The 13,147-nt window shown below is 41.4% G+C and carries 10 protein-coding genes; 5 read left to right on the forward strand and 5 right to left on the reverse strand.

What is annotated here, in order from left to right:
• The first annotated feature begins 57 nt into the window (after nt 1-57).
• From RMZ43_RS16895 to RMZ43_RS16910, 4 genes are all read left to right on the forward strand, one after another.
• Complete coding sequence (locus RMZ43_RS16895) at nt 58-1,314, forward strand: anhydro-N-acetylmuramic acid kinase (RefSeq protein WP_322652515.1); 1,257 nt, start codon at nt 58-60, stop codon at nt 1,312-1,314.
• A 134-nt stretch (nt 1,315-1,448) separates the two neighbouring features.
• Complete coding sequence (locus tag RMZ43_RS16900; protein WP_322652516.1) at nt 1,449-1,895, forward strand: hypothetical protein; 447 nt, start codon at nt 1,449-1,451, stop codon at nt 1,893-1,895.
• Nucleotides 1,896-2,114: 219 nt separating this feature from the next.
• Entirely contained in the window at nt 2,115-3,128 is a 1,014-nt protein-coding gene (locus RMZ43_RS16905) for a glycosyltransferase family 2 protein (RefSeq protein WP_322647204.1), read from the forward strand.
• A 1,151-nt stretch (nt 3,129-4,279) separates the two neighbouring features.
• Entirely contained in the window at nt 4,280-5,833 is a 1,554-nt protein-coding gene (locus tag RMZ43_RS16910; RefSeq protein WP_322647205.1) for a serine/threonine-protein kinase, read from the forward strand.
• Between the two features lie 463 nt (nt 5,834-6,296).
• Here the strand turns inward: RMZ43_RS16910 and RMZ43_RS16915 are convergent, their stop codons facing one another.
• From RMZ43_RS16915 to abc-f, 5 genes are all read right to left on the reverse strand, one after another.
• On the reverse strand, nt 6,297-6,494 hold the full coding sequence (locus RMZ43_RS16915) for an NblA/ycf18 family protein (protein ID WP_190732564.1): 198 nt from the start codon (nt 6,492-6,494) through the stop codon (nt 6,297-6,299).
• A 656-nt stretch (nt 6,495-7,150) separates the two neighbouring features.
• The gene (locus RMZ43_RS16920) at nt 7,151-7,876 is read right to left on the reverse strand and encodes a Stp1/IreP family PP2C-type Ser/Thr phosphatase (protein ID WP_322652517.1); all 726 of its coding nucleotides are present in this window, start codon (nt 7,874-7,876) and stop codon (nt 7,151-7,153) included.
• A gap of 26 nt (nt 7,877-7,902) precedes the next feature.
• Entirely contained in the window at nt 7,903-9,588 is a 1,686-nt protein-coding gene (locus RMZ43_RS16925; RefSeq protein ID WP_322647207.1) for an ABC1 kinase family protein, read from the reverse strand.
• A 194-nt stretch (nt 9,589-9,782) separates the two neighbouring features.
• A complete protein-coding gene (locus RMZ43_RS16930) occupies nt 9,783-10,109 on the reverse strand; it encodes a DUF6825 family protein (RefSeq protein ID WP_322647208.1) in 327 nt (108 codons plus the stop codon).
• 151 nt (nt 10,110-10,260) lie between these two features.
• On the reverse strand, nt 10,261-11,913 hold the full coding sequence (abc-f, locus tag RMZ43_RS16935; protein WP_322652518.1) for a ribosomal protection-like ABC-F family protein: 1,653 nt from the start codon (nt 11,911-11,913) through the stop codon (nt 10,261-10,263).
• A gap of 522 nt (nt 11,914-12,435) precedes the next feature.
• Here abc-f and RMZ43_RS16940 point away from each other — a divergent pair.
• Nucleotides 12,436-13,137 carry a Uma2 family endonuclease gene (locus RMZ43_RS16940; protein WP_322652519.1) on the forward strand — a complete coding sequence of 234 codons (702 nt, stop codon included), beginning with the start codon at nt 12,436-12,438 and terminating at the stop codon, nt 13,135-13,137.
• Nucleotides 13,138-13,147 lie beyond the last annotated feature (10 nt).

The following is a 13,147-nucleotide window of genomic DNA, read 5'->3' on the forward strand; positions in this document are numbered from 1 at the left end:
TTGACATGGGTAGTAAGATGAATTAAACTACGTCTTGCAACAAAACAGTCTTGATCAATGCATCCAACTGAAGAAGCTGCTGTCTCTACTCGCGTTATCGGTTTAATTAGTGGCACATCCGTAGATGGTATAGACGCTGCGTTGGTTGAGATATCTGGTACAGAATTGGATCTTAAAATTGAGTTGCTAGCCGGGGCAACATATCCTTATCCAGCCGAACTCAGAGAAAGAATCTTGGCAGTTGGTGCTAATTCTGCCATCTCAATGGCAGAATTAGCAGAAATAGATGATGCGATCGCCCAAGTCTTCGCCCAAGCCGCCCAAAATATTCAAATTAGTCATCAGCCAGCTACTCTCATTGGCTCCCACGGTCAAACAGTTTATCACCGACCACCTGCGGATAGGGGAATCAGAAACAAAACTACTCCCCACTCCCCACTCTCTAGTACAGACGCGATTAATCGTGTCTCTGCCCACTCCCCACTAGGTTACAGTCTCCAATTAGGGCGCGGTGAATTAATCACTCATATTACGGGCATTACAACAGTGAGCAACTTTCGCGTTGCTGATATCGCTATTGGTGGTCATGGTGCGCCTCTCGTGCCCAGAGTAGATGCCTATTTACTCAGCCATCCTGAAGAAGGGCGTTGTATTCAAAATATTGGTGGTATTGGTAATGTTGCTTATATTCCACCTCGGTATGGCGACTGGCTCTCAAAAATTCGCGCTTGGGATACTGGCCCAGGAAATAGTCTGTTGGATCTAGCAGTGGAGCATTTAAGCGCTGGTGCTAAAACTTACGATGAAGATGGCAATTGGGCAGCAAGTGGTACTCCTTGCGATCCATTGGTAGAACAATGGCTCAATCAAGACTATTTTCATCTGCCCCCGCCTAAATCCACTGGTCGAGAGTTATTTGGTGTAGCTTACTTGCATCAGTGTTTAGAAGATGCCCAAGCATATCAACTCAGTGCTGCCGATTTACTAGCAACTCTCACGGAACTTACAGCTGCTTCAATTGTTCATAGTTACCGTACTTTTTTGCCAGAAATGCCACAAAGGGTACTATTATGTGGCGGTGGTAGTCGCAATCTCTATTTGAAACGTCGATTAGAGTTGTTGTTGCCATCAATACCAGTCTTGACTACAGATGAAGTTGGTTTAAGTGCAGATTTTAAAGAAGCGATCGCCTTTGCAGTTTTAGCCTACTGGCGACTTTTGGGTATTCCTGGCAACCTGCCTACTGCGACTGGGGCACCTCAAGAAGTGCTTTTGGGAGAAATTCACCAAAGTCAGTACTCAGTGCTGAGATAGGAACAATAAACAAGATCAAAAATTTCTTCATTCTGCACTGGCTCAATACCCCGCTATCGCTAACGCAACTTAGCACTGCTATAACTGTAGTCTTGGCGGCACTCGATCAAGACAGGGAATAGGGAATATAGAAGGTGGCTCATACTTTTTTATTGGAACCAGGACGCTGGACAATGCAAGGAAATTGGTTGGAACGTAATGGTATGCCAATCAGTGTCAAGGGTATGACCTTAGTAGCTTGGAATCGAGATAACTGGTTTACTATGGCTACAAAACTGATATTTCCTGGTAGCGAGCGCTCAGAAATCTCTCTGCAATATAAAGGGCGGCTGCATGAGGGAGAGCGTCAGTATACTTTTTTACTCCAGCATAATATTTTGGGGCAGATTGAAGGTGAAGGCTGGATTGGTTTAGATACTATTGTGCAGCGTTATTGGGTAATAGGCGATCGTCAGCGTCGTAGTGGCTTTGAAACCCTGCACCGAATTTCGGAAGATAGATATTACCTCAGTAGTGGCATTTTGGCTGGTCATTTTTTAACTAACACAATGGAAGCTAGCCTAGAGCGTCAGTCAACCTAAAGTAGCGCTGTTGTCTGTCTAGGCTGGAAGCCTGCCGCTCAAACAATGCTAATCTATTGCTGCTTCTGCTTCTTCAAAGCCTAATATCTCATGCTAGACCTCAACGAGTCATCATTTATTCTCACTGACCTACTGAGTTGTATACTAAATAAGAAATTATCAAATTATCTTTAGACTTTTAGTATTTTTACCGAACCGTGTAGTCTGGAGTCCAGTTTCATGAATCCTAAAGTCTCTGTAATTATCCCTGCTTACAATACTGAAGCTTATCTTGCGAAAGCAATAGAGTCAGTTTTAGAGCAAACGCTCACAGATATTGAAGTTATCATAGTCGATGATGCTTCAACTGATAAAACTGTAGAAGTCGCTAAAAGTTTTACTGACCCACGTCTCAAAGTAATAGTTAATCAACAAAACCTTGGGGCTGCTGCTGCGCGTAATCGTGCCCTTAGAGCAGCCCAAGGAGAATGGATTGCTGTGCTTGATTCAGATGATTGGTATGCTCCTGAAAGATTGGAAAAGCTTGTTTCACTGGCAAACGAAAAAAATGCAGATATGATTGCTGACGATCTTTATTTAATCAAAGATGGCGAAACATCTCCTTGGAGTACATTGATTCAAGAAAGTGAAGAAAGTATAGATAAAATTTTCCAAATTGATATCGTCTATTTTGTAGAAACTGATGTCTATGGACAACCAGGATTGCATCTTGGGATCAGCAAGCCTCTATTCAAACGAGAATTTATGGTTAAGCACGGCATTGAGTACGATGATGCCATCAGGATGGGTCAAGATTTTTGGATTGATATGAAATGCTTAATCAAAGGTGCTCGCTTTTTCCTTGAGCCAAAACCCTATTATTACTACCGCTCACGCCCCGGATCTCTTGTACATAAAAGCCAATTGTCACGTCTAAATCAATATTTGAACGCTAGTAATTCTTTCATGCAACAAGAAGTTGTGAAAAACAATCCAGCTTTAATGCGTGCTATGTCTTATAATAATTCAGTCTATAAAAAACATATAGCTTACCTTCAAGTTGTAGAGCCTCTCAAGGAAGGGAAATGGTTAAAAGCATTAACAGAAATGGGTAAAAATCCGTACTTCTTTTATGATTTTATTTCCCGATTAAACAATATTATCGAACGCCGAATTCAATACTATGTAATGGGTAATAAATCAGTTTTTGACATTTCTTATAACATACAGAGAGAACGAAAAACTAGCAATTAGTATTATCATATTTGTTTAAATAAATAATCCATCTTTGTGTAGTCAGAATCAGCTTGAAGGTCAAAAACCTGGTAAGGTAATAAGTATGTTTAATTATTCCTACTTATAAAATAAACGCAGAGTACAGCCTTGCTGGAGGTAGGAGGAAACTACTAAATTAAGCAAAACTTTAGTTGTTGTAGACTACTGCTCACTAAAATAACCTGAGTCTGACGAACCTCTCCTGCCCTTGAATTTTAGTTTAAGTCCTCCCTCTCCCACTGGGATAGGGACGATTTTGGGTAGTAAAACTTATTAGAGGTCTTTTGAGCAAGGCTAATTAGGTTGACACTATATGAGCCGTCGAATTCACGTTAAAACAACAGTCATAAATCGTAATAAGCTAGAGCATTATTTATAAGGCATGAGGGTTTGGAGCTTATGAAAGCTGCCCAGCACGACTTCATGTCGTCCCTGAAGACGTTATTGATATTCAAAACTCCACACTCATTACTGAGTTCTTAGAACTCTATGGTGATTGTAGTACTACCTAATTAAATTTTTTGGTAGATCCTAGAGTTATCTATTTAGTCAAAATTGGGCAAACTAAAATTACACCACAATGAAAGTGCAAAATGGTACAAAGCCTCATTATAAATCTACCCTTTCTGCTTGTTTGATCTTACATGTTGCACCAGTTGTAAGAACTGCCTCGGTTGCAAACGGCTAGATCATGCTTTCAATCTCTAAAAGAGGACTGAAAAAAGCTAGTACAGCAAGCGCGGAAATAAATATACCCTTCGGGTGACGCTCCTACGTCGCTACCGCTACGCTAACACCAGTCGCCTGTGGAGGAGCCAGTGCGGTCTTGGGGTCTCCCCAAGTGGAGCATCTGGCGTTGGAAACCCTCCCGCAGCGCTGGTTCACCATTTCAAATGGCGCAAGAAGCTCAGAATACAATTTCTTTGACTTTTGAGAGCCATAACGCTAAGAGCGTAGCTTACTTCCCCGTAGGGCTATAAGTCGGCACTGCAAGGGCGCAATGGCTCCTTTTGACTTCTGCCTTGCGGTATCAGCCTAGAAAGTGATTTATAGGCACAATAATCAAATATCAGTTTGAATGTACTTTTCCTTCTAAACACTTACAACCTGCTTTTGGATTCAAATTCTCTATGTCAGACCCCAACATTGGTCGCTTACTCAGCAAACGCTACCAACTCCAGGAGTTAATCGGTACTGGAGCAATGGGTCGGGTTTATCGTGCTAAAGATACTTTGTTAGGAGGTGTACCTGTTGCGGTTAAGTTTCTAGCGCTATCAATCCAAAATGAAAAGATGCAATTGCAAGACCGCTTTGAGCGAGAAGCAAAAACCTGTGCTTTACTAGGGCAAAAAAGCATTCACATTGTCCGAGTCATGGACTATGGCGTAGATGACAATAATACCCCGTTCTACGTCATGGAATACCTACAAGGACAAAGCCTGAACAATATTATTCGCAAGCAACGATTGCCTTTACCAAGATTTTTGAGTATGGTGCGTCAACTCAGCCTGGGGTTACAGTGCGCTCATGATGGCATCCCAGTTGAGGGTCATATTTACCCAATTATCCACCGCGATATTAAGCCAAGCAATATGCTGGTAATTCAAGATCCCAGTTTTGGAGAATTGGTCAAGGTTTTAGATTTTGGTATTGCTAAATTATTACAGTCAGATGGCGACCATACAAAATTCTATTTGGGGACATTGGCTTATTCTTCTCCCGAACAGATGGAGGGTAAAGAATTAGACAATCGTTCTGATATTTATAGTTTGGGCGTCATGATGTTTGAGATGCTCACAGGCAAAATGCCACTGGCGCCATCAACTCACTCTTTTGGAGCGTGGTATAAAATACATCACTATCAAAAACCACGTTCTTTTGCTGAGGTTGCGCCCGGATTAGAATTACCAAAAGAAATCGAAAATTTGGTGATGAGTTGTCTAGCTAAAGTACCACGCGATCGCCCCCAAAATATCACTGAAATCCTTAAGGTTTTAGCATCTCTAGAACAGCCTGAGCATACACGCAAAATTAAGCAAGACATCCAGGCGCTAGTTCCTGCCACTAAAGTAAGCAATGAGTTTGAACAAAAGACAAAAGGTGATTCGCGGATATCCTCAGCAAACGATGAAATCGCTCGTGCTATTTCCTGGCCCCAAAATAAACCACTTGCCGATATTGTTTTTCCCCAGTCCATTAATAACAATGGGGAGCTTTTACCCGCTCTGTGGGTGATGCTACCGCAAGAGGAAATTCAAAAGCGCTTACTCTGTACCCGCTATAACCAATTTCTTTTTATCTCTATTCCCCATCCCATGCTGCTATGGATTACTGTCATCTACAACCGCAAACATGGCGCTAAATGGTTACCTTACTACCTTGATCTTAAAACCAGTCTTGGTCAAGAAATTGCCCGGTTACTACAGCACACAGGTTATTATCGTCTGTTGTTCTTTGCACGAGAAACACCAAATCGCTGTACCCATATCTTACATTCCAGCATCGCTTCCGCCCAGCGCCAACGTTTGCAAGAGTGGCTTGCAATGAGCAATACATTGATCTCTTCTGCCGACTCGCAAATTAGTAAAAGCTTACTCAAAAGTGAGTATGAAAAGATTAAGCCTCAAATTCTCGCAAAACTGGAAAGTATTGATACAGATTCTCCATACGATCTTTCCAACTAGGAATAATTTCTTTATGTTACATGTCTTATATGTAATTAAAGGGTGTTTCTTGAATAATGTAAACTTTTATAAACAAAATATGTATAAAGATGTAAGTTCTAGTTATATGTATAAAGAGTGAAAAAACTAGCTGCCAAATCACGGCTATTTAAATTCTCTCTCAATCTTTCTGTGTATATATTCCGGGAGATTGTAGATTTACGCAGGTTAATTTTCATATTAGACGAACCAAAAGAAAGTCTGTCTAAAGCCAAAAGTAGATTTTTCCTACAAGATTTAAGTAAGTTTAGACTCTAGCAGATGTATCGTCGAAAAGTTTACTCATTGTTAGTTTTTGGAATTTAATTTTTGTCCAACGTTTAGAAAATTGTTTATCGAAGTTGACGCCCCGACATCCCCAGCTCTTTTCCTCCTTGGAACCAAGCAAGAGAAGGAGGTCGCCCACTGCGACAGTAGAACGACTCTATGCCATAGTGGAACCTGAATCTAAGCCCCACTGGTGCTTAAGAAGCTCTTGATAAGTTGCCTCGCGCACGACCATTTGCTCATAGAGCTTTACTAAAAAGTCTTTAGCTTGATCGTGGCTCATGTTTTGTACCTGAGTAGCAAATGAGCAGATGCTGAATTGCTGTTCTAAGGAAAGTTTCGTTGGTTGGTTCATAATTAACTCCGAAAAAACAAAGAATAAAGGTGATATCGCTTACAGAAGTCCAAATTGGATGATATTTGGACTGATATCTGTCCAACATTTGTTCCTCCGTATTACGAAAGATAACAAGTGTTTGACACATTGCCCACATCCAAAGTGTGGAACTTTTCTGCTCTGATATCTTGCACCTAATCCTAGTGATATACTACCCAAGTCAGCCAAGCCATATTCCGGAAAATATTCTCTGTTGGTCTTGGATAAATATGACTACCTCTTGACTGCTTTTTGCTTTGCATAAATCTCCTTTGAGGAGATAAGCAAATTTTGTCCTAAATCCTACATAGTTATCCTTGTTTGAGAAAAACTAAGATTTTGTCTCCTCCCAATATGGAAGAAGCTTTGGAGGGTTGGGACTTTCAGGAGGTTGGAGAATGGATGGTAATAAGCGTGAATTATAGTTGCTCTACCTTATTAGGTGCAAGATGTAAATCTACCAATTTATGCAAATTTAGCCTCTTTTAAATCACTTTAGAGGCTAAAAATATTTGTATCAAATTGTAAAAAGTAAAAATGCTCATGCTGAACAAATTGCTGAGTATATCTACCAGATTTGTCATTTGTCCTTTGTCCCTTGTCCAAGTAACTCTTGACCAATGACCAATAACTATTTAGTCGAGTGAGACGATGACAACTGTAATGTTATCGTGCCCTCCGTGGTCTTTGGCAGCCTCAACTAGAGAGATGGCGGCTTTATCAAGCCAAGGGCTGTCTTGGAGGCAGCTAGCAATCTTCTGTTCGACAAGTTCTTCTGTGAGACCATCACTACATAACAGCAAGCGATCGCCAGCTTTGACATCTAGTGGTTGTACATCAATTTGATGCAAGTCTTCACGCCCTAAACAGCGCGATAATACATGACGAAAAGGATGCGATCGTGCTTCATCTAAGGTGATATCACCGATTTTGATTGCCCGTGCTACCCAAGTGTGGTCTTCTGTGACTTGTTCTAAGTGCGAGTCTCGGAAGCGATACAGGCGCGAATCGCCAACATGAGCGCACCAGGGTGTTTCTGGGGCGCGAAAAATTACCGCTACAACCGTTGTACCCATGTCGGCGCGTTCGGGATGATTTTGCTGATCGTGCAAAATCGCTTCATTGGCACCCCACAAAGCTTGCTCTAGTAATTCTTGGGAAGATTTAGAAGATTCCCAATTTGCCAGCAAATACGCCTGAATTTCTCCAGTGGCAATGCGGCTTGCTTCTTCACCTCCGGCATGACCACCCATTCCATCGGCGACAACGAAAAATCGTCCCTCTGGGTCGATATAGTAAGCATCTTGATTATTAGAACGAATAAGTCCCGGATCGCTAAAACCCGTGAAATTAAGTTTCATAAATTATTTTTGCAACCAACCAACAATTAATACATACGATCGTAACGGTCAAGGCGTAAAAGTAGTCTGATCAGGATCACTGAAAGCCCTGCTGCAATTAAACCAGGTGCGAGTGCCCACCATACATAATTGGTAACTACTAAGATCGTAGCTGAAAGGGTGAAAGCACTGATTAACAGAGCATAGCTTATTGAGAGCTGAATACTGCTCTGTCGGCGCAATAGGCGTTCAGTTTCGATAGACCGAACGCGCAGGCGCATGTCTCCCCGTTCTAGCTTCTCTAAGGTATCCTCTAATCTACGTGGCAGACCAAACGCGGTACTACCTACCTGAGCTGCTTGACGACTTAATTCGTTAATAAAGCTATTCCCCTCAGAACCATTCATATCGGTCATAAGCTGCATTGCATACGGTTTGGCAACTTCCATAAAGTTAAACTCTGGATCTAAACCTTTGCCTACCCCTTCTAAGGTAGAAAAGGCTCGCATCACAAAAGTGAAGGTTGCTGGAAATCTAAATGGCTGATTATAAGCGATTTCGTAAAGGTCGTCACTAATTGCTGCCACTGATTGGTTTTCAAAGGGCTTATCCATGAAATGATCCAGCATGTACTGGACGGAACGCCGGACTGGGCCCATGTCATCGGTTGGGGCGATCGCGCCTAAATCGATCAGAGATTGAACAACGCGATCGCCATCTTTTTGGGCTATGCCAAACAGTGTTTGCATGAGTCCTTCACGGACATTTGACTTAATCCGCCCCATCATGCCGAAATCGTAGAATATCAAAGCACCAGTTGTACTAATGGCAATATTGCCTGGATGAGGATCGGCATGGAAAAAGCCACTGTTGAGTAATTGTAGTAAATAGGCTTGAGCGCCTTGACGAGCGATCGCCTTTCGATCTAAACCTGCTGCTTCTAAAGCTTCGTATTGGCTAATTTTAATTCCAGGGAGATATTCTAAAGTCAACACTCTAGACGAAGCGTAACGCCAGTATACTTTTGGGACGTTCACCCAATCGTAACCGCGAAAGTTCCGGCGAAAAGTATCAGCATTACGACCTTCGTTGAGATAATCAATTTCTTCCCAAAGAATGCGACAACATTCTTCATAAATACCTAACCAATCTCGTCCCCGTCCCCATTCGGGATGGTTTTGAAAATAGCGGGTAATTCCCTTAAGAATTTGTAGATCTATTTCAAATAACTTCTTTAGTCCAGGACGTTGCACCTTGACAACAACCGATTCCCCACTATGTAGCACAGCTTTGTGTACTTGCCCTAAGCTAGCAGCAGCCAAAGGAATCGGTTCAAAATTATGAAAGAGTTCAGGAATTTTCTTGCCTAGTTCTTTCTCAATGGTTGCTTCTACTTGCTCATAGCTAAATGCCGGTACTTTGTCTTGTAACTTGGCTAGTTCTTCTACATATTCACCAGGGAATATATCAGCACGGGTAGAAAACAATTGCCCTACTTTGATGAAGGTTGGGCCTAAATCCAGCAGGGTATTGCGAATCCATACCGCTTGGGTTTTGCGTCTTGCGGCTTGCTTTGCCTCAGTCACACCACCCGGATAACTCCAAGATTTGTTGTATCGCCAAAGTTTGAACAATAAGGTCAAAACAAAAGACCAAATGTCCACAAAACGCCGTCTGCTAGAGTATTGTTCCCGATTCCAACGGTATGATTTATCTGAATAACCTTGTTCCATATACTTTGTTTACCGTTGGTTTGCAACCGAATTCCTTGAAAGAAAAGACACCTGATTCCTAAACTTTTTTTTAATGTCCTTTGTCATTTGTCATTTGTACATAATAATTTTTGACCAATACAACTCTTGGAGAGGCTGCGCTAACGGCAAAGCTCTGTACAAGTGACTAATGACCAATGACTAATGACTAAAATTTATGCCGAAGTTCTACGATAATGTTGCAATTCTGTTCGTAACAGGGCAATTTCTGCTCGTAATTCATCAATATCTGCTTGTAAGTCACCAGAATCAGAACTGCCTTGTCCAGTACCTGTAGTACTTTGGCCACCATTAGCAGCTTCTGCTGCCCGATTTGCCCGCTCTAGAACTTCGTCTGTAAACTGGCGCAGATGCTCTCTAGCTTCTGCATCAAATTTGCCCAGATCGCTCAAAGCATCGGTCAAGGCGACCTCTAAACGCTCATTAACTACTTCAGCTACTGCTCTGCCTACGAAAAAGGCTTGCACAAGGGGGTTACTCATAAATTTTTGTTACGTTGCACCGCAAGAGAATTATAACTTGCCCGTATGCTTTACGGCTTCTGTTGTAGAGTTAGAAATTTACGTGGCAGGATGGGCGACTTTCAGCCTTAGTGAATAGAATTTGCAAAGTTTACGGACATTTAAGCAAGAGCTACAACGATCTTGGGTCAGAGATTTCGAGTAATTCCCAATAATATTGCTCTGGTGTATTGGGTAAATAGGTTGTCATTTGCAAGGCTTGTTCTCTCAACTTAAAACTTTGAGTAATGTTAGTTCGGCTAAGGAAGTCTAGATCGTGGGAAATTACCCAAAGTGCGCCTTGATAGTCATTAATACTTACTACCATTTGTTCAACAGTTTCAATATCCAGGTTATTAGTTGGCTCATCGAGAATCAGCAAATCGATTTCTGAGATACTGATCATAGCGATTGCTAATCTTGCCAATTCACCCCCACTCAATACAGAGGCGCTTTTGTGAACGTCATCATATTTAAACAGAAAGTGTCCTAGTTGTTGACGCAAAAGCTGATAGCTGAGATCAGGATTGGCAGCTTGCATATTTTCCAAAAGTGTGTATCGTCGATTTACCAATTCGTAGGTTTGATCGAGATATACAGCTTTTATCGCTGGTGCAAGCAAAACCTCACCTGAGTCCAAAACTGTGGTTTGGTTTTCCATCCCCAAAATTGCTTTTACCAGACTCGATTTACCAGAACCGTTTGCACCGATAATGGCTATGCGATCGCCAGATGATACATGCAATTGAATATTTTGAATTAATAGACGTTCTGATACCCTAAGATTTGCACCTTGGATATTAATTAGATTTCGGCGCTTTTGATTTTTTTCTTCTAACTGAATACTAGTTATTTTCGTAGTTTTGACCTTCGTCTCTGCAACCTTTTGATTAGCCTTTGCTACTGCTGCTTCATGTTTCTTTTTCGCAGTTCCAGTAGACACCTCAGCTTTGGTTTTCATCAGCCCTGCTGCCATTTTATCAATACTGCCATTAAGAAACTTGGCGCGACCGTTGCGGCTAGATTGGGCTGCACGTTGCTGGTCTTGCATAGCTGTGGCTTGGGTACGTTTGAGTTCCTTTCTGGCGACTTCGTGCGATCGCAATGCTGCCTCTAATTCTATTTCTTTCTGTTCTCGATACTGAGAAAAATTACCTCCATATACTTTTAAACCAACAGGTGTAAGTTCCCAAGTAAAATTTGTAACTTGGTCTAAGAAAAAAGGTTTGTGTGAGACAATTACATACGCACCATTAAGATTCAAGAGAAATTGCCTTAAACTTTCTAACGCTTGTAAATCCATGTGGTTGGTTGGCTCATCTAGCAACAGCAAATTTGGTTCTTGAGCTAAACCAATCGCTAAAAATAGTTTTGTGAGTTCTCCTCCACTCAAGTTAGTAATTGGTAGAGACAAATCAATATTTGTATCAAATTGTTTTTGTAAAATATCCTCAATTTTCCACCATTCATCAGAGGTGGAAATCAAAAAATTCAGTACTGTATCTGCTGTAATTTCTTGTCTAATAGTGCTGATTTGCGGCAAATAGTAGACAACACCATTACGTAAAACTGAACCAGCGCTGGGGTTAATTTGACCTGCAAGTATCTTGAGTAGGGTTGATTTTCCTACACCGTTGTGACCTACTAAAGCGATGCGTTGACGCAAATGCGTCTTGCCGAAGGCATCGCCTGCTTCGATACTCACCTGAATTTTTTGAAACAAAGTTCTGTCCAAGCTGAGTTCGTAGGCTAAATTCTCAGCTAATAATATTGATTTTTTCGGCATTCTTCTCAAACCTCAATTCGCAAACTTCCACCCGTATATTCATAACAATTACGGGTAAATTAAACACAAAAACTTAGCCACAGACACTTGCCAAGCGGTTCAATCTAGATACGAGTGATAACAATATTTTTAGTACATGACTATGTGAAGTAACCCTGTCAAACTAGTTTGCGTTTATTCTTGGTTGACATTTGTTGCTTTGGCGCAACAGGTGTTTGGTACTACTTCATTTGTGCTATCTCGTTGGAATTATGATGAGGTTTGATATTGACTACAGTCTAGCATGAAGGAATTTCGTAAGGCTAGCGATCGCGTAGCGTACCGTAGGTAATCGCTTTTTTTATCTGTGCCCTCTGCACCTCTGTAGTTAATAAAAATTTTCCACCGCACAGACGCAGATAACGCAGAGGGAAGAGGTTTAGGAGGAATTCTGATAAAAATGCCTCGTACCTATAACTAAGCGATCGCTAACTACAACACTGCTAAAATAAATTAATAACTACTTGATGCCCTATCCATTCTATGACCATAGCTCAAGAATTAGATGATCAAAAAGGCATCTGCCAAGATATTATATTTCCCCCCGGTGATCTATATAGTGACGAGCCTCCTTTGGAAAGCGAACTTCATTTAGAGCAGATCATGCTCTTACTCAAATGCCTAAAATGGTTGTGGCGAGATAGAAATGATTTCTACGCGGCGGGAAACCTGACTATCTACTATAGTCCACGCCAACTTAAATCAGAATATTTCCGGGGCCCTGACTTTTTTGTAGTACTGGGAACTGAACGCAAAACCCGTAAAAGTTGGGTAGTTTGGGAAGAAGATGGCAAATATCCGAATGTAATTCTGGAAATTTTGTCTAACTCAACAGCTAAGACTGACAAAGATTTAAAGAAAACAATTTATCAAGATACCTTCCGCACACCCGATTATTTTTGGTTTGACCCTTACACACAAGAATTTGCTGGATTTCATTTAGTAGATGGAGAATATCAACCTCTAGAAGCTTCTGAGCAAGGACATTTGTGGAGTCATCAGCTAGGGTTATATTTAGGAGTTTATGAAGGTTTATTACGGTTTTTTACGCGAGATGGGCAACTAGTACCAACACCGGAAGAAACGGCAGAACAAGCCGAACAAAAGGCAGAACAAGCCGAACAAAAAGCAGAACGTTTAGCAGCAAAACTGCGGGAGTTAAATATAGATCCAGATACAATTTAGACCAGAGCTA

It is taken from the genome of Nostoc sp. CmiVER01 (assembly GCF_034531135.2).
GTDB lineage: Bacteria > Cyanobacteriota > Cyanobacteriia > Cyanobacteriales > Nostocaceae > Nostoc.